The organism is Kosakonia sp. MUSA4 (assembly GCF_013085925.1).
Classification (GTDB): Bacteria; Pseudomonadota; Gammaproteobacteria; order Enterobacterales; family Enterobacteriaceae; genus Kosakonia; species Kosakonia sacchari_B.
The window spans coordinates 406,679-424,821 of sequence record NZ_CP025697.1; the positions used below are offsets into that span (position 1 = coordinate 406,679).

15 protein-coding genes and 1 pseudogene are annotated in these 18,143 nt (G+C 53.7%); 4 read left to right on the forward strand and 12 right to left on the reverse strand.

Annotated features, from left to right (window positions below):
• Nucleotides 1-79: 79 nt before the first annotated feature.
• From C0557_RS01910 to C0557_RS01935, 6 genes are read right to left on the reverse strand one after another with little or no spacing between them, the layout of a single operon-like run.
• On the reverse strand, nt 80-1,261 hold the full coding sequence (locus tag C0557_RS01910) for a type III PLP-dependent enzyme (RefSeq protein ID WP_208657298.1): 1,182 nt from the start codon (nt 1,259-1,261) through the stop codon (nt 80-82).
• Nucleotides 1,258-3,015: an IucA/IucC family siderophore biosynthesis protein gene (locus tag C0557_RS01915; protein ID WP_208657299.1), complete on the reverse strand. Its 1,758-nt coding sequence runs from the start codon at nt 3,013-3,015 to the stop codon at nt 1,258-1,260. The genes C0557_RS01910 and C0557_RS01915 overlap by 4 nt, the downstream gene beginning before the upstream one ends.
• Nucleotides 2,990-4,147 (reverse strand): MFS transporter, encoded by a 1,158-nt coding sequence (locus C0557_RS01920; protein WP_208657300.1) that lies wholly within the window; start codon nt 4,145-4,147, stop codon nt 2,990-2,992. Before C0557_RS01920 ends, C0557_RS01915 begins: the two co-directional genes overlap by 26 nt.
• Nucleotides 4,147-5,859 carry an IucA/IucC family protein gene (locus tag C0557_RS01925; protein WP_208657301.1) on the reverse strand — a complete coding sequence of 571 codons (1,713 nt, stop codon included), beginning with the start codon at nt 5,857-5,859 and terminating at the stop codon, nt 4,147-4,149. The genes C0557_RS01920 and C0557_RS01925 overlap by 1 nt, the downstream gene beginning before the upstream one ends.
• The gene (locus C0557_RS01930) at nt 5,859-7,025 is read right to left on the reverse strand and encodes a siderophore biosynthesis protein PvsA (protein WP_208657302.1); all 1,167 of its coding nucleotides are present in this window, start codon (nt 7,023-7,025) and stop codon (nt 5,859-5,861) included. The genes C0557_RS01925 and C0557_RS01930 overlap by 1 nt, the downstream gene beginning before the upstream one ends.
• A gap of 33 nt (nt 7,026-7,058) precedes the next feature.
• Nucleotides 7,059-7,826 (reverse strand): HpcH/HpaI aldolase/citrate lyase family protein, encoded by a 768-nt coding sequence (locus tag C0557_RS01935; RefSeq protein ID WP_208657303.1) that lies wholly within the window; start codon nt 7,824-7,826, stop codon nt 7,059-7,061.
• 271 nt (nt 7,827-8,097) lie between these two features.
• Here C0557_RS01935 and C0557_RS01940 point away from each other — a divergent pair, with 271 nt between their 5' ends.
• Complete coding sequence (locus tag C0557_RS01940; protein ID WP_371813258.1) at nt 8,098-9,216, forward strand: ABC transporter substrate-binding protein; 1,119 nt, start codon at nt 8,098-8,100, stop codon at nt 9,214-9,216.
• A 40-nt stretch (nt 9,217-9,256) separates the two neighbouring features.
• On the opposite strand, the gene C0557_RS01945 is transcribed toward C0557_RS01940, so the two are convergent.
• Together C0557_RS01945 and C0557_RS01950 are read right to left on the reverse strand one after the other, a co-directional pair.
• Nucleotides 9,257-11,323 carry a TonB-dependent siderophore receptor gene (locus C0557_RS01945; RefSeq protein ID WP_253073774.1) on the reverse strand — a complete coding sequence of 689 codons (2,067 nt, stop codon included), beginning with the start codon at nt 11,321-11,323 and terminating at the stop codon, nt 9,257-9,259.
• Between the two features lie 417 nt (nt 11,324-11,740).
• Nucleotides 11,741-11,959 (reverse strand): annotated as a pseudogene (locus C0557_RS01950) (LysR substrate-binding domain-containing protein); the annotation flags it as partial.
• Nucleotides 11,960-12,261: 302 nt separating this feature from the next.
• Here C0557_RS01950 and C0557_RS01955 point away from each other — a divergent pair.
• The gene (locus tag C0557_RS01955; protein WP_208657305.1) at nt 12,262-12,867 is read left to right on the forward strand and encodes a glutathione S-transferase family protein; all 606 of its coding nucleotides are present in this window, start codon (nt 12,262-12,264) and stop codon (nt 12,865-12,867) included.
• 92 nt (nt 12,868-12,959) lie between these two features.
• On the opposite strand, the gene C0557_RS01960 is transcribed toward C0557_RS01955, so the two are convergent.
• Both C0557_RS01960 and C0557_RS01965 read right to left on the reverse strand, forming a co-directional pair.
• On the reverse strand, nt 12,960-13,739 hold the full coding sequence (locus tag C0557_RS01960) for an SDR family oxidoreductase (protein WP_208657306.1): 780 nt from the start codon (nt 13,737-13,739) through the stop codon (nt 12,960-12,962).
• Complete coding sequence (locus C0557_RS01965) at nt 13,739-14,065, reverse strand: nuclear transport factor 2 family protein (RefSeq protein ID WP_208657307.1); 327 nt, start codon at nt 14,063-14,065, stop codon at nt 13,739-13,741. Before C0557_RS01965 ends, C0557_RS01960 begins: the two co-directional genes overlap by 1 nt.
• A 90-nt stretch (nt 14,066-14,155) precedes the next feature.
• Here C0557_RS01965 and C0557_RS01970 point away from each other — a divergent pair, with 90 nt between their 5' ends.
• Entirely contained in the window at nt 14,156-14,482 is a 327-nt protein-coding gene (locus C0557_RS01970; RefSeq protein ID WP_208657308.1) for a helix-turn-helix domain-containing protein, read from the forward strand.
• A 147-nt stretch (nt 14,483-14,629) separates the two neighbouring features.
• Entirely contained in the window at nt 14,630-15,643 is a 1,014-nt protein-coding gene (locus C0557_RS01975; RefSeq protein ID WP_253073775.1) for a methyl-accepting chemotaxis protein, read from the forward strand.
• Between the two features lie 446 nt (nt 15,644-16,089).
• On the opposite strand, the gene C0557_RS01980 is transcribed toward C0557_RS01975, so the two are convergent.
• Both C0557_RS01980 and C0557_RS01985 read right to left on the reverse strand, forming a co-directional pair.
• Complete coding sequence (locus tag C0557_RS01980; RefSeq protein WP_371813227.1) at nt 16,090-16,797, reverse strand: molecular chaperone; 708 nt, start codon at nt 16,795-16,797, stop codon at nt 16,090-16,092.
• Complete coding sequence (locus C0557_RS01985; RefSeq protein WP_208657309.1) at nt 16,794-18,134, reverse strand: fimbrial protein; 1,341 nt, start codon at nt 18,132-18,134, stop codon at nt 16,794-16,796. Before C0557_RS01985 ends, C0557_RS01980 begins: the two co-directional genes overlap by 4 nt.
• Nucleotides 18,135-18,143 lie beyond the last annotated feature (9 nt).

An 18,143-nucleotide genomic window follows, 5' to 3' on the forward strand; every position in this document is an offset into this window, starting at 1 on the left:
CACTGCCATCGCTAAAATAAGGGCGGCCTGACTCTTTTTCAGAGGGCCGCCTGTCGTGCCAGAAGGTAAACCGTTTTCTTCAGTTTTCGAGCCAAATAAACTCAGGTGGAGAATGCATCAGGAAGTTCTGGTGCGATATGTTCCAGGCGTAAGCGCCCGCCAGGCTGAACACCAGCCAGTCACCCGGCGCCAGCGCGGCAACGGGCTGCTGGCGCGCCAGCACATCTTTTGGCGTACAGAGTTGCCCAACCAGCGTCACACGTTCATCTTTTATCCATTCAGCGTTTTGTTTGCGCCGCAATATGCTGAACGGGTGGTTATGGCTTTGCGCTGCAGGGGTGCGAAAATGGTGCGTTCCCCCGCGACCAATCGCAAACCATTCGCCGAGATTCTTTTTGATGTCCAGCACTTCCATGACGTAATAGCCGCAGGCTGCGGCAATGTAACGACCACACTCAAAGCGCAGCGTCCAGCCTTGCGCCTGGCTGAATTGCGTCACGTCTGGCAGGCGCTGGCAAAAAGACGTCCAGTCAAAGTGATGTTGCGGTTCAAGGTAGTTAATACCGATACCGCCGCCGACGTTAATCAAGTCAATGTCCAGCGACCAGCGATCGCACCAGGTACGAACCTTGTCCAGATACAGACGGATCAACGCCAGATGGTTATCCACATCCAGTTGGTGAGACATCAGATGGAAGTGAAAACCGCGCAGATTGATGTGCGGAGAACGGGCGATTTCGCGTAATGCCGCGGGCAGATCATGCTCATCGAGACCAAAAGGCGTCGGTTTGCCTCCCATCATCAGACGCGTACCGCCGAGCCCCTCCAGCGCAATGTTCATCCGCAACAGTACGGAGACCGTTCGATTCTCCTCAAGCGCGATAGCCTGTAAACGACGCAGCTCGGTTAAACTCTCCACGTGTACAACTTCCACGCCGAACTGCACCGCCTGGTGCAGTTCACTCTGCAGCTTGCCGGGGCCGCCGAAAATCAGCGGTTTGCCAGCCACCTGCTCACGTAACCAGTTGAGTTCGCCACCGGATGCCGCTTCAAAGCCATCGACGTACTCGCATAATGTACGGAGTATGGGGGCTTCAGGATTAGCTTTTGCGGCGTAAAACAGTTCACAACCCGCTGGCAATGCATGACGCATGCTGCGGATATGCTGGCGCAGTGCAACGAGATCATACACATAAGCGCAAAACGGCTCTGAGCGCTGTTGCTGCAACTGTTGCAGCGCCTCTCTGACTTTCGGCGTCATTGCGCGCTCCTCATCGGATGTTGCAGCAGGGTGTAATCCGCGTGTTTATCCGCTTTGCGTAGCAGGCGGGTTTTCAGATTGTTTTTTGACGGGATAGCGCCGCCCTCGAGGATCGCAGCGATTTCCGGCTGATGCCGCCAACGGCCAAGTTGCGCCGCCAGTAAATCCCACAATTGCTGTTCCAGTACCTGATCGTCATCGGCCAGGCGGAACAGCACTTCCGACAGGTGATTGATCAGGAGGCAATAGGCCACGCGACGCCAGCCCTGTTCACGGCTGTACCAGACGGACTGTCTGGCACGTTCGGACATCATCGCCAAATCGGAGGCTGACCAGCGCTCGGTGGTGAGTTTTGTGCCTTCCAGATCGCGTACCCATAGCTGAGCCGGCAGGTGATTTTCAATGGAAACCAGAACGTTTTGCAGATGTGGCTCAAACACCATTCCTTCCGTGAAGAACGCGTCCAGCACACCAGGAAGTAGTACCGACAGATACTTGTCGAGCCACAGCACATTCGCCTGCTGTAGGGAGAGCCCCTGCGCTGCACTCAACTGTTGAATTTGCAGGTGAAGAGGACTGTGGCCCTGATGGTCGAGCGCAAACAGCGATGCTGCCAGCCAGGGCTGTTGATCGGCGAGGTTCTCCCGGTAAAGAATGCCGAAGCACTCTTGTAAATGGCGCACCTCTTCGGCTTCGTCTGCTTGCGCCAGCGCGGAGAAATCGAGGCTGCTGGCGGCTGGCTCGCGCATGATGTGGAAGCCAGGCACCGTGCTTTCCAGACGCGCAAAACGGTGTTCAAGTAGCGTATTCAGCGCAACTGCGCTTTCCAGTTCATACCAGGCATTCTTGCGGACACAGTTGGTGAGCCGCACATGAATGGAGCATTTAAGGTAATAGGGCAGATCGGCGCGATACAACGTACGCACCGACGATGTCGCCGCGAATTCTGCGCCTGTGAGTCCCAGCGGCGTGATGAGCCCGCAGCTAACGGCACGCGCATAAAGCGGCGACTGCGTGATGTGGCGAACCTCCCATGGATGGCAAGGATAGCAGTGCTCGCCATGGAGTTTATCCAGCATTGCCGTAACGGGCGCACTGCCCCGAACCTGTAACAGCGAGGGATGAATGCGGAACCAGAACAGCGGGAAGCGTGCGGCGACTTCGGGCGAGCAAGCCAGTAGCGCCTCTGGCGTCACACCCTGACGGCTTTTCGGGCTAGGATGCATCGGATGACCCCAAAGCAGACGCTCTTCGCTTTGGATGTAGCTATGCTCGCTTGCCTGCTTTGGCAGATGCTGCAGAAAAGAGGCCGTCACCTGGACGCTGTTTTCAATCTGATCCAGCAGTTCTACATCGGGTAATTGTCCGGTCTGACGCACCATATCATTGACCAGCAACGCCATTGCTTCGCTACAACGGACGGCCCGCCACGGGCGACCAAACTCTTTTATAAACGGGGTGCCGATAAAGTCGCCGCGATCCAATAAACTCCAGCGGATAGCCCGGATGGCGAGTAACGTGCGGCCATCCTCTCCCATTTGCAGCAAAATCACTTTGCCCGAGACCATCCGGCTGGCTAACGACAACGGAATATTGCCCTGGCGTACCTGTTTAACGCGTCCCGCCGGGCGGGCAAATTCGCGAATATAGCAGTTCAGCAGTGCTGTCAGCCCGGCAAATTCCGCCTGCTCCCTTTCCGGGGGGACTTTTACTGCCAGCAGTGGATTTTCACGAACGGCGAGTGATACGGACATAACCTGATCCTCGTAAAGGGGAAATAACAAAGAGTAAGACGGCGCCTGAAGCCGCCGCCGCTGAAGCCAGGAAAGGAGCCTGTAATGACACATGCGAAACCAACCAGCCCGCACCAATACCGGCAGCCACGCCAGCCCACTTGCCGGCGGCATCGATCTGTCCGAACTGCTTCCCGGCGCTGTGTTGGCGAATGGTGTCGCTCAGCATTTGATTGGCGCCGCTGTAAGCCAGCAGCATGCCGCAACCAAACAGCGTGCGAGCCGCCAGCAGCGATGACGCCCCGACTAACTGGCTGTGCCACAGTGCCGCCACCGCAATCAGCGCCATGCCTGGCACAAAATACAGGCTGCGTCCTGCCAGGCGGTGCCAAAGTGGCAAAAGCAGCAGATAGATCAGATGTGGCCAGCTATAGAACACACCGATCAGCACCTCCGTACGGAGCCAATGTGCGGCATAGGGCAGGAAGTAGGGGAATGTCACCACCATGGCGAAGTTGAACAGGAACTGCATCGCCCACAGATAATGAAACGTGGATTTGATGCCGTTGTTCTGCACTGCACGATATGTCGGATCAATGGCTGGATCGGCGGGCAGCCGCAGGCTGAGCAGCAAGCCACACAGCGATAATATTGCCAGCCCCAGCCACAGACGCTGGCCAATATCGGGTAGCCACATCAGGACTCCGCCTATTAGCGGTGGCGCGCTCAGCAGCGCTAACCGGGCGGAAGATTGCGTCCAGTTAAGGGCTTTCGCCAGTTGTTCACCGCGCAGATGCGAGGAAAGATAGCCATTCGCCGCAGCCAGGGTTCCTCCCGCAACTCCCTGCAATGCGAGTGCGACGATCAACCATGGCAACGAGGGCGATACGCCGGCCAGTAAAAATGCGCATGTCAGCCCGCACAATGCCCGTTGCAGCGACAACCGCCGCCCGTAGCGATCGGCAAACCGTCCCCACCACGCGGCAGAGAGCGCTGTCATCACTGAAGGCAGGCTGAACAGAACGCCCGCCCACAGGCTGCGTTCAGCGATGCCAAATGAAACCAGCAGCCGTGGCAGATAGAGCGGTACGCCAAGTACGGTAAACGCGGCCAGGAAGTGGCAGGCCAGAACCACCGGCAACGTACTGCGCATTAGCGTTTTTCCCGCAGCAGGAAATTCGGCCCACTCTGGCCGTAGAACTTGTTGATATCTGCGGCACCGGACGCCTGTTTGCTTAACAGACTGCCGCTCAGCAAAAGGTATTTCACTGGCTGCGTGGGGGAGGCAAACAACTGCTGTCGTGCAAAGACTGTATCGACGCCTTCACTCTCCAGACGCGCCAGACTCTGCTCAAGCGCATGCCGCAACGTTTGATAACCTGCTTCGCGATCGATCAGTGCGCCTGCGGTCAGACTTTCCAGTACCGCCGCCAGGCAGAGTTGCAGGGTGATGGTGATAAACATCTGTGCCAGAGCGGTTTCATCAGACACACAAATGCGCGGATCGCGCAGTGTGTCGAGGCGCTCTGCCAGTTGCGGGCAGGCGGTTTTGAAACGCTCAGGCAGAATGCGCGCCGCATCGTTGTCTTTCATCACCAGTGTCAGGGATTCATTTGGCGTAAGACTCAGCACGGCATTCTGCTGATTGGATTCGAGGGCAATGCCGTAGCGTAACCACAGCGTCAGGTGAACATCCGCCATCAACTGGCAGTAATCACGCCACCAGTCCGCGACGTCTGGCATACCGGGTTGTTCAAGCAGAGAAGCGAGATAATAGCGACCGTCAGGCAGTTTGCTGCCAAGCGACGCAACCGGTAACAGCGTTTCACCGGTGCGTGGTGCTGCGTAGCGCCGCAACAGAAAGGCCAACTGTTTATTCTCCGCAACATGGCCACAAAAACGCTCATCGACATGGCGATATTTGCCGCGTAGCAGGCGGTCCTGTTCACCCAGCATGGTCAGCACTTCAGCAAACCACTGGCCGTCATACAGTGTCGAGGGTTTGATCAGGCGGATGTTTTTCTGTCCCAGTGTGCGCATGCTGAGTGGCACTTTGAGATGTTGATCCGGGTAGTCCGCTAACTGCACAGTACGTACTGATAAGGTGGGGTAGACATCGAGCCAGGCATCAGGCGCGATGACCGTGCCCTCTGGAAGATCATGCAGTTGGCTCAACGTAAGAGGATGCACAGGGATCAATTCATGCCGGGCGAAGTGTTGTGGATCCAGACCTACCTGTGACGGCGATGGCCACCAGTCCGGTCTGGCTTGCGGTGCCGTAAGGGTCAATTGCTGGTGGGGTAAAGCCAGCCAGCGCAGACGAAACGGCTGACAAAACTCAGGCGCGTACTGGCGCAGGTCGGCTTCGCTAAAACCAAATTTAGCGCGCGCCGTAGGGTAGTAAGGATGATCAAGGAAGCTCGCCAGTTGATCGGCATGGCGCAGGCGCTCGCCCCAGTTCATCTCTTTCGGTGAACGTAACAGTGATGCGCGCTGTTGTGTAAACGCGATGGCACAGAGTTCGCCTTGTGCCACGGCGCTGTCGGCTTCCTCTTTATAGGTAGCAAAGCGCTCTCGCGTTTCCGGTTGCTGATCCGGCATTAACGCCGCCAGCCAGTCAGCATAGCCAGACTGCGAGTGCCATCCTTGCGCGGTCTTAATCTGCCATTCAGGGGATACTGCCCGCCATGGCTGCATGTAATCACAGGCATCCACCTTCAGGCGCAATGTCTGACTGGCCGACTGCCAGGTAAGCCACTGGTGCTGAGAATCCTGTGTAATCTGCCCCTGGCTTATCAAACCACTGACGTTTTCGCGCAGGCAGGCGTTTATGATACGCAGCGTAATGTAGTCATGCTGATTCATCAGACAATCTCCCACTTTAGCGCGGCGAGGGTGCGGTTCGTGAGCTGTTTTAGCTGCGAGTCATCGCTGGCTTCAAGGTACAACACGCCGAGGTAATCTTTATTTGAGTGGGTTAGCTCGATGCGATCGCCAGTGGATTTGAGCGGGCGGTAGTGCAGGCCTGGAGCGCTGGGCGGTTGAGGCGCGGTCTGCAATGTGCCACTGCGATCGGCGACGAGATAATGGATCAGCGCTTCACCCTGTTCCGCTTTTACCGGCGGCAGCGGTTCGCCAAGATGCAGGCGCAGGATCGGCGTGAACCACCCCTGCGGTAGCAGGCGGTCCAGCAGAAATTCGCGGCCATCGCCAATACTGCGATAATTGATTTCAACTAATACGGGGCCATTATCGGTAACGATAAATTCGCTGTGGCACGCGCCAAACCCCACGCCAAACTCACGCAACTGTGCCAGCGCCTGCTGCTTCCAGCGTGTGCTATGCTCACCGGCCCAACGCGCACTCATCTCCACAAAGTGCGGTGGTGCGGAGAGTTCGACATCGAAACCGCCAATTGCCACCAGTTCATTGCCGTCGCCGAGGGTTTCCAGCGTGAATAGCGGCCCTTGCATGAACGCTTCAACCAGCAATGTCTGGCGGACGGGCAGGGAGTCAAGATAGTGCTGGCAATGCGTGAGATCCTCAATAAGCCGCACATCCATAGACGCCACACCCTGGCCAGGCTTGATCACCACGGGCCACGGCCAGTCAGCGGCGGGTGATGCATCAGGAAGGAGTTGAGAAGACCATACTGAAGGTTGCCCCAGTGCTTTCAGGCGCTGGCGCATGCGCCACTTCTCTTTCGCGGCGTAGCAAATTTGCCAGTTCTTGGCGGGCAGACCAAGTGCAGTGGCGGCAATAGCGGTTGCAGTTTGCAAGTGATCGCTATTGGAGAACAGCGCAGCAGGCGTGATACCCCATTCGGTGAGCGTGTCGAGGATCGACAGTGGGTTAAATACTTCGCATTCGATCACCGTAACGCTGTCATCCACCTTGCTGTTATGCGCCATCGCGTGATCGGTAAGCAGGATCACCGAATAGCCCAGGCGTTGCGCTGCGGGAATAAAACCTTCTGTCACGGCCGCGTTAACAACGTGACTGATGATCACATAGGGTTTTTGGTTGAACATGTGTATACCTGTTTGGGTGTTGAGTAGGAAAGGTTAAAGAGACCGAACGTCAGTAAGCCGTTGCTTTAGCGCCCGAAACAAAAATCCGCGATCTTCGCCGCACAGCCAGCTGTCCACGCCCTGGCGTTGCCAGTATTGCTGCTGCTCTGCGGTACGGGGGTTGGCGCAAAAAGATTTCCCTGCGGCCGCACAGCGTGCAGCCAGTTGGCGAATAAGCGCTTCAACCTCAGGATGTGTCGGCCGCGGGCCAAGTTGCATGCTCATTGCCAGGTCAAGCGCACCTTCCATAACCATCGTGACCTGCGAGATAAGCAATATGGCGTCAATAGCCTCAATGCCGGCCGGCGTTTCAATCATGGGTACCAGCCATAACTTCTCATTGGCCTGACGGATATAATCCTCAAGGGACAAAGTACCAAAGCCGGTTACGCTGCCGCCGGTGATACCTCGTGTTCCAATGGGGGGAAAGAACATCGCATTTTTCAGGGCGTTAACCTGTTCCGCACTTTCAGCCCGCGATAGCACAATCCCGCCGGCTCCCATATCGAGCAGGCGTCCGGCGCGCGGAATATCGTCACAGGTGAGACGTATCAATGGGGTGCAATGGTTGAGCTGCGCCAGTTGAATACAGTGGCTAAGAAGCGTTTCGTTATGGGGAAGGTGTTCCAGATCGAGTATCACGAAGTCATACCCGGCAATGGCAATCATCTCAACAAGAGTAGGGTGGGGAACGGAGTTCAGGATGCCAAATAGCCCATTGCTGGACCTGCGGCGTTCCGCTGGCAGTGCAAGCGAGATCATATAACTAGTCCATGTTGGTAATGCTTATCATTTACATTATCATTACTAATGAACTCGCGCTTTTCAAAAGATTTAAACAAGATTGTTAAATAAATTCACTAAGTGATAGTTGCCACATCGAAGTAGTCTGATTGCTATTGTTGATTAAACTTATGATATATATCTACTATTTTGTAAGAGATTGTTTGCGGTTGCCATGTTGATGGCAGAAAAAATTAAAACCACTTATGTGTGGTTTAGTCAGCGGAAGCTCAGTAAGGAAATCGCCAAAATGAAAGGCCAGTGGCTTATTATGATATTTACCGCTTTAGTGTGGCCGTGGGCGGCACAGGCACAATCGGTTACGGTGACCGATCTTGCCGGTCGTCAGGTCACGCTTAACGCCCCCGCAACACGCATCATTCTCGCTGACAGCCGGATGTTGTTACCGATGAGCCTGCTGCATCCCGGCAATGCGCTCAAAGGGATTGTCGGATGGGATGATTCACTGCAAACCCGGGCACCGGATATGGGGCGTTATTTTACCCGGCATTATCCAGCACTGCCTTCCATACCGGTATTTATTAACCCTTACCGTAGCAGCTTTAACGTTGAACAAGCCACGATGCTTAAACCGGATCTGATTGTTTTCGATACGGGGATCCTGAAGAAGCTCGAAAGTGAAGGGACGCTGGCATTACTGGAGAAAAGCGGTATTCCGGTGGTGTTTATCGATTTTCGCCAGCAACCCTTAACCCATACACCGATGAGTATGCGGCTATTGGGGGAGGTGACAGCCGAACAGCAGAATGCCGGGCGCTTCATTCAGCGTTGGAATCAATTATTGGATCGTACACGGCAGCGTGTGGCAACAATCCCCAGCGAAGCGTGGCCTGGCGTTGTGTTTGAAAACCATGCCGGTATGACGGGCATGAACTGTTGTACCGTATTTGGTCGCGACAGTTTTGGTCAGTTCATTCCTGAAGCCGGTGGCCGTAATCTGATGGCGGACAAAGTCCCCCCTCAGGGAGCCGATATTAGCGCCGAATTGTTGATTGCGGTGCGCCCCGACGTCTATTTAATGAGTGGCGCCGACTGGAGCCAGCGCGGAGGGGCTTCGCTGGCAGTGCCGCTGGGATATGACGCTAGCCGCGCCAGTACCTTACCGAAGCTGCAGAAACTGATGCAGCGAGAAGGGGTGAGTGTATTGCCCGTGGCGAAGGGCAAGCAGGTAATGGCCATCTATCACCAATTCTACGACAGCCCTTTCAACGTAGTAGCACTGGAAGCCATGGCTAAACTTTTCCATCCTCAGCAGTTTGATGATGTCGATCCGCAGGCCGATTTAGCCGCGTTATACCGCGACTTTGTCGGCATTCCTTACAGCGGGTTGTTTTACGTCCAGCCTTAATGAAAGAAGCCCGTTCAACGTGACGGGCTTCTTTTGGCTATCAGAACTTCAGGCTAACGCCCGCAGTGACTGAACGTCCCGGCGCTGGCTGACGTCCCCACGGGCTGGTATCAATACCGCGGAACCAGTAGTCACGATTAAAGATATTGTTAATTCCGACATAGCCGTTCAGCACGGTACTGCCTGACTTAAACAGATCGCGGCTCACTTGAGCATTCCATACCCAGTAAGACGGCATTTGACCAACGGAACCGGTGCTGTTCTCGGAAACGGTATTCGCTGCATCCGAATAGGATTTACTGAAGTAGTAGCCTGCCAGCGAGAAGGTGGTTTCACGCCAGTCATAGCTTCCATCCAGCGTCAGCTGCGTGCGCGAGGCATACGGCACTTCTTTACCACGGTTCACGCCGTTACGCTGTTCCGCCTGCAGGTAAGCATATCCTGCATGCAATTTGAGGCCTTCAATGGCTTGCGGGCTCCAGAACCCTTCCAGCTCAACGCCCTGATGGCGGGTGCGTCCGATGTTGAGATAGCTATCGGATACACTGTCGTAGGAGATCTGATCTTTATAATCAATGCGATACAGACCGGCATGAAGGCTGACATTCTCGGTTGGTTTGTAACGTACGCCACTCTCGTAGTTCCACGCCAGCTCAGAGCTGACGTCGCCGCCTTTGACGATTTGCGTAGCCTGTGCCGGACGCAGGCTTTTCTGCATGTCCGCATACAGGAACCACTGCGATGTAAGCTGGTAACCCACCGTCAGGCCGGGTAGCCACTGCGTGTCCGGCGTGGAGGTTTGCTGGCCCGTTTTTTTATCGGTGTATTTTTCGCTGATGTTCTCATAGCGCATACCCGGCGTAATGGTCAGCGTGTCATTGAACAGTTTGACGGCATTGCTGATATAACCTGCCCAGGCATTATTATCAAAGTCCCAGTCACGTGTTACCGCTGTCACGCCTGTTGCCAGGGTGCGCTGACGTACCTGGTAATCGATTTTTTCACTGACAAAGCGCCCACCCACAATCCATTGCTGGTTCACATTATCGCCGTTGATATCCATGCTGATACGCGGTTCAGTTCCCCAGACTTTGAAATTTCGCGGCGAGTTTTGCACGATATCGGCAGGTAAGGCCGGGTTGAAGTTTTGCCCGGCGACTTTACTCATGCCGACATGGAAATCACGATCCGACTCATGACCAAAGAACATCCAGTTAAATTCTGCGTTATCAATAAAGCCCAGTGAACCGAGTTGCTGATTATAGACTGCGCTATAGCGCTTGGTGTGACCGTCGTAATCATCCCAGGGACGGGTGCTTTGACGGCGATCGCGATTATAGTCTGCGGTCGAAAGGGCACCCGCCAGATCGGCGTGTGCATCGTAGTATTGGTAGGAGAGATTTAACGTGGTGTCTTCGTTGATGTTCCACAGACCGCGTATGCGGAAGTTCTGAACTTTGCTGTCGCTATGCTCACGGAACGAGCTACCTTTCACCTGGTTAGCTTCGACCTGCAGCCCGAAGTCATCATTCAGCATGCCGCCGGTGCGCAGATAGGTATCCCAAAGATTGTGTCCCTTACCGTAAAACGTGGCGCGCTCGGCAATCTCATTTTCCCATTTCAGCGGAATGGGTTTACTGATCAGATTGATGACGTCGCCAACGTTATTCGGGCCATATTGTACTGCTGCGCCACCGCGAACCACGTCAATGCGATCAATAGTCGAAAATGTTACAGGAAACAGCGACATTCCTTCCTGACCGTAAGGTGCCAGCACCAGCGGAATACCGTCCTCAAGGATTTGAGCGCGGCCGCTGCGGCTGTCGTACAAGCCACGGACCGCAATTTGCGGAAGTACGCCTGTACCGGTTTCATCCTGAATCTTGACCCCTGGCACACGCTGTAACGCATCATCCAGGGTGCGATTAGCCCCTTTTTCCAATTGATCGTTGCTGATAACGGTGCGGCTCCCGGCCCAGGTTTTCACTTCTTCTGCGCGTGAATCGCCAAGAATGTTCCCTGACACCGTTATTGTTTGTTCTGCTGCATAACTGCATTTACCGGCCATGAGCATGGCCACTGCTGCGGCAATTTTTGTGCGTCTCATCGTCAACCCTGAATATTGGTAATTTATGGTAATGATTCTGATAAATATTATCATTATCAAATAAAACTTAATATTCCTGAATTGAACGTAAACCTATGTCAAGACAATAATATTGGTGTTTTTCCGGCATAAAACCCGAGAAGGCCGGTACGAAGGAGTGTGGAAACCCAGAGAAGGCGCTGGCTGCAAGAGGGTGAAAGTCACAGGAATTGATGTCTGGCGTTAAAGTTCGAATTTTATGATGTTCATGTTTAATATTTTTGAATTAGTGGCTGTATCAACGTGGCGTTTATTATCACTACCACGATAGAAGGGGTGAGCCATCCTGCTGTCAATAAGGTATTCCCATTTCCAGAAGTACAGGGTGCCAGGAATAGCGCGGTTATTTATGTTTCTCGCTCACAGCCTCCGGTGAGATCATGACTGCCTCTGTTTATTCCCGACGATGATTTCCTCCTCCAGCCAGGCAATAAAAAGAGCGACTTCCGGCTTTTTTTCTGCCAACGGAGATATCACCAGCCAGTAGTGCCATGGATAAGGCGCGGTGACCGGGGTGATTTGTACCAGCTCTCCCCGTGAGATAGCCTCTTCAACCAGAGAACGACGCTCCAGAGCAATGCCGGTTCCCCGTCGTACCAGGGCATTTTTCTTAACGTTGTTTAATACGTTAACGTTACTACCCTATAAACATTTTTTAAATCTGGATTTAATGACGGGATAAAATAACTTAATGATTTAAAATGGATTAATTTTCATTCTTATCTTTCCATCCTGCGAAAGTGGAATGACATGTTAGAAATACTAACACCAGAAGTAAGGAATCCATGATATTCGACCCTGCAGATTTACGCTAACGTGTGCCTGCCTGCTTTGCCGAATCACCTGATACTGACAGGTAATCGATTAACGACAGTGATGTAGCACGAACAGGAATAACGATGAAACTCATTGGTATGATGGATTCGCCTTACGTAAGGCGTGTTGCGATCTCTCTGGAACTCTATGGCATTGAATTCAACAGTATGCCGCTCTCGGTATTTAGCACATTTGAAGAGTTTTCACGCATTAACCCGGTAGTCAAAGCCCCGACGGTCATTCTGGAGAGCGGTGTGCAGTTAATGGATTCAACGCTCATTCTTGATTATTTTGAGGCGCTGTCCGGAGCAAATCACAAACTTTTACCCGACAATGCTGACGCTCTGGCAAAAGATCTGCAGATTTTGGGCGTTATTCTCGCCGCCTGCGAAAAAGCGGTGCAAAATATTTATGAGCACAAACTCAGACCAGAAGAAAAACAACATCAGCCGTGGGTTGAGCGCATTACCCGGCAACTGCTCGCCGCATGCCATGAATGGGATACTCTGCTTGAAGGCCGCGCTATAGCGCCTCGTCCTGACCAGGTCGCGGTAACCAGTACGGTGGTTTGGTCATTTATTCAGTTCATGATCCCAGGGGTTGTTGCGGCAGATAATTTTAAAAACATTCAGTCGTTTGCTGAATCATGTGAAGCGCTGCCAGCGTTTAAAAAATATCCCTTATCTTAAAAGCTTGCTAATGAGCGGCGGCGACTGTTACCCGGTTTCCAGAAATGAGCGATCGCAATCGGCGCAAATTATGCGCCAATTGAGATACCAGGTCACACCGTCGGGATGGTGCCGCCATCGATGACATATTCGGTACCGGTGATGGCGGCGGCATGAGATGAGGCGAGAAAGGCGATGAGATTCGCCACCTCAATGGGCTTTGACGGACGCCCCAGCGGAATACCCCCGAGCGCATTCATGATGATCTGCTTACCGCCTTCATAATCCGTTCCCGCCTGCTGCGCCAGTCGCTCCGCCAGCGCCACCGCCGCTTCGGTTTCGATCCAGCCGGGCGCAACGCGCACTACCCGAACCCCCTTCGGCGAAACCTCTTTCGACAGGCTTTTGCTGTATGCCGACAGCGCCGCTTTGGCCGCCGCATAGCCGGTGGTTGATTCCGGTAGCGGCAGTTCACGCTGGATAGAAGTGACGTGAATGATCACGCCGCTACCCTGTGCTAGCATCCCAGGCAACAGTGCACGATCCAGGCGTACCGCTGGCAACAGATTAAGGTTGAGTTCCCGCTGCCACTCCTCTTCGCCCAGCACCGCAAAACCACCGGCGGGAGCGGTAGAACCGCCCACCACATGGATGATGGCGTCGACACCGCCCAGGTGGGTCTGAACGGCTTGCGCTACTGAGGTACACCCTTCGACAGTGGTCAGGTCTGCCGCTACGAAGACGTCGGCGAGACATTCCGCAGGAGCGTGGCGCGCCGTAGTTAACACCCTGGCGCCCAGCTGTTTTAATAGCCCGACGACCGCTTTACCCACGCCTTTGGTACCCGCCGTCACCAGCACGCGCGTGCCCTGAAAATCAAGACCCCACGACATCAGACAATCTCCAGCGTGTTGATCTTGTCGCCGACCAGGCCGAAAGTATGCTTCAGTACTACCGGGCTGCCGGGAAAGTTACCGACGACGTTCGACGTGACCGTCACCCGGTCGCCGTCAGTGAGAATTTGAAGCGGCTCAACGCTGTAGTCAAACGCGGCCTGCGCAGCACGTTGCCACGCCTCGATCGCCGCATGTCCCTGATGGGTTTTACCTTCGTCGAACACAACGGCGTCCGCAGTAAAACAGTGTTTAACGTTGGCGATATCGGCGCCATTGCTGATGGCGAAATAGGTAGAAATAGCGTGCGGTAGTGATAATGGCATGGCTTTATACTCCCGTAATTTACAGTACGGGAATTTTCAACATAGACTGTGAAATTAACAAGTACGCACGAAAAAGTGAGTGACTATATTATGAGTAAGTTATATAGCCCGGAATCTGCCGCAAGCGGCGTGGAACAAGTCCTGCAATTGCTGGAAGGCCGCTGGAAATTAATTATTCTTTTTCATCTCTTCGACGGAAAGGTGCAGCGCTATTCCGATTTCGAAAAACTGATCCCCGCTATTTCGCAGAAGATGCTGGCGCAGCAATTGCGACAGCTTGAAGCCGACGGAATCGTGTCGCGAACGGTATATCCCCAGGTGCCGCCGAAAGTGGAATATCGGCTCACCGAGTGGGGGCAAGCGCTGTGTCCTGCTCTTGATGCAATGCTGAAGTGGGCGGAAAAACGCGAGGCTTAAATATTAGCGGAGCTTTTTAATTGCTGAGCGAAAATCACGGATGCCTGCTTTTCGCTCCTTGCTGGCACGATGAATGTTGTCGATGGTGCGTGCTGAAAAAAGTTTGAGGCATGTTCCGGCAGGGGAAATAAAGACGCCATTGAAAGGATGGATCAAAAAGCCATTACTGGCCTGGACTTTACCTGGGACAGCGATGCCCGAGTTTTGTTTGATGAATTGCGCAGCTCGATTCCTGATTATGCCAACCACCGCGACACGTTCGTTAAACTGGAACAAGTGACTGTTGAGAAAGCGCAGGGATTGACCTCCTCCGATCTGAAAAACCTGCTGGAAAAATTCAGTACCCGCTTAGAGCAGCAAGAAAATACGCCAAAAGATGAAATCATGTTGCTCAATAACCTCAATGATATCTGGGTAGCCGCTTATGAAATCCAGTCATCTACGGGTAAGAAGGGGATAGATGTTTTTAAAGCACAATCCGATGCCGCGTCGAAGATCGTCCATTCAGAAAACCTGAGCCTTAATGCGGAAGACAAAGCGATGGCGCAGGCATTTCTTAACGGGATGCTGGATAACGTTGTCTCCTATATTAATGCTCTGCAGGAATCGCAGAAAGCCGCGACAGATCTCACCGGCGTCGCAGAAAAAATCAATACCATTACTGCCGATTTGGTGACCGGCCAGACGCAGAAAAATATCGATATTATTCAGCGGGTCATGATCATTATGGGCATCGTTGCCATTTGCGCCGTGCTGACAGGGTTACTGGTCGCCTGGCTGCTTACCCGGCAGATGACGCGCCAGATAAAACACAACTTGACGCTGGCAGAACGTATTGCCGGTGGTGACCTGACCGCCATCATTGAGCCGCAGTCAGGCGATGAACTGGGCCGCCTGACGCTGGCAATGGGCATGATGAACGACAGGCTTCGCGACATGATCACCCAAATTAAGGAATCGGTAATTCATGTGGCGAATGCCTCGTCGGACATTTCGGCAGGCAATATTGACCTGGCTTCCCGCACGGAAGAACAGTCTGCTGCGGTGGTTGAAACGGCGGCAAGCATGGAAGAGTTGACCTCAACTGGTTTCCGTGTTCAAGCTGAGCTCAGAAACCGCGAAGCCGAAACTCGCACCCGCAGCGGCTCGCGGCAAGGTTAGCCTGCGGCCCGCAACGTCAACAAGCAATGGGGCTGACTGGGAATCGTTCTGATACGTTCCCCATCAAAAAAGTGCCCTCCTGATGAGTGAGGGCACGGCTTAAAGCGCAAAGCTATGCTTTACCGAATAGCGAAACGGAGTAATAACTCACATGCGCCTCTGTAGCGCATGTTTTTTTATCACTGTTCGTCCTGCGGCTTATTGAAAGCCTGATTAATCACAGCGTAATTTTCCTCGCTGGCGTTGAATGTGTTTTTTTATTTCACCTGTTAATGCCGTTTCAGGAGGCGTACCGCAAAGATGTTTTCCGTCAAGCCGGAATCTATGAAACCTCGTTTTACAACTCACGGCTCGCTAAATAACCCATAAATAAAATGAAGTTATATTTAAATCGTTGGGTGATTTCGCTGAATTTTAATATCCCTTGCCAGTAAAACGCAGATGATTTATTTCATAAACCGGTGCTTCAATATTTCCCCACTATCATTTATCCAGCCCGCTTCCACGTTTATTGCTTCGTTGCCGATATTACGCTCCAGCAAATAACGCCGCTGGCTGAAGGGCTTAATCATCATATCGTCCTGCTGGTGCGCTTTAGTCTGCCCGGTGCGGCCCGTCACGCTGAGTGTGGTAAAAGAAATGCCCAGCGGCGTTGGGTTGTTGAATTCGAGCCAGGACTTTTCACCTTCCGCATACAGGCGAAAGGTCAGTTTGCCGATCGCTTCCTCGGGTGTCAGGGTGAGCGTTTGCGGGCGGTAAAAGATCTTTAGCTGGGTGTTCATTGCCAGCTTCAGAAACGACTTGTCCAGGCCTGCGCTGTCCGGCGGCACTTCATACAGATTGAGCCAGAAAACCGATTCCCGATCCGTCGGCAGCGGATCGTGGTTATAAATGATGCGTAACCCCTGCGTGCTTCCGGGGGCCAGGCGAAAGACCGGCGGCAGAATGACAAAGGGCGCAGTGCCGTTATCCGGCGAGCCTTCGCCGTTGTCTGCCCAGGTTTGCACAATCACCGGCCAGGCATTGGTGTTCACCAGCATCAGCGTTTTTTCACGCGCGTTCGGTGGATAAATCACCCGTGTCATGGCAGGCATTACGCCAGCCAACGTCGCCGGTACGAACAGGACGAACAGCAGAATGAAAAACCGGCTCATTGCATTTTCACAATCACGTACGCGGTGGCATGAACGCGGCCTGCGGTGACCGTCATTCCAGGCAGTTTTTGCAGGCTGGCGATAAAGGAGAGGCTGTAATTGCGAAAGCCGGGGTATGAACTGCCGTTCGACGTTGCGCCAGCGAGTACCGGATACCAGCCAGCGTTATTGCCCGCGGGCGTGAGCGAAAGCGGGACATTGGTGGACTGGCCGAGAAACGTCATTGGCTGGCCCGGACTGACGCTGTTGGCAATGGTTATACCCACGCCTTTTGCCATCTCCGGCGCATTATAGTTATCAGAAACCAGCGCCCTGACGCCGCCGCTGGCGTTGACCAGATTCAGGCTCTGCGCCGCGCTGTAAGCGCCTTCGGAAACCTGAAAACCCAGCGCAACCTGGGTATCATTCAGCCCGGAAACGACCGTGTTGCTGCATTCCAGTTGTACATTGAAATTTGCGCTGCTTGTCATGCCAGCGTCCAGATCTCTCACGCTGATGGTGGGTAACAACACCAGCGGCGTGGTGTTGCGCACCGCGCAGGTGGGATTGTTATAAAGTTTGTTCGCCATACGCATGCCATAACCAAAGCCATTGTCAGCAAGCCAAAAGTCTGAGTTTGTGGCGCTATCCTCACCGGCTTCATCATGGCCAAAAGTCATAATAGCGGCAGAACCTGAAAGCTGGATATAAGCATTAGGCTGCGTGCAGGTATACATCTCGCCCGATGGGGTAGCAAAGACAATACCTGAAAGGTTGTTATTGTTGTTGCCGCAATAGCTGGTGATTGCGCCCAGACCGGGTAACGTACTGACCCGGTAAAGTTCAGACTGCAACGGCGGAATATCCTGTAAGCGGATCTGAATTTTTGAGCCGACGGTGGCGTAAGTCGTCACGGGGATTTTTTGCCAGTTGCGCGTCAACGTTATGCCCGACATTGACTGCTTGATGCCAACGTAGGCGAACCATGTGGCGTAGACATTAGTCAAATTATCGTTTGCGCCGATGTCATAATAGCCGCCCACCCGATCGTCACCATTGGTCGCCACCAAAAAATAGATACTGGCCAGGTCGGCCCGATCGCATTCCCACAATATCGATGCGCCCGAAGCGCCGCCGGTGGTGTAGTTGGTTGGCGGCGTTACCGTGGTGGCAATTAATGTTCCGACCGGGGCGAAGTAGGTATCAATCAGGTTAACCTTGCCGAACTTGATCTGCGCGGAGTTGAAATCTTCGGTCTGGCTAACCATGGTTTTGGTACATAGGGCCCACGCCGACGCGTGCAGCAGTGCCAACAACGCGAGCAGGAGTTTCAGGAACAAAATAGCGTGCTTTGTCATGCCGGTTTC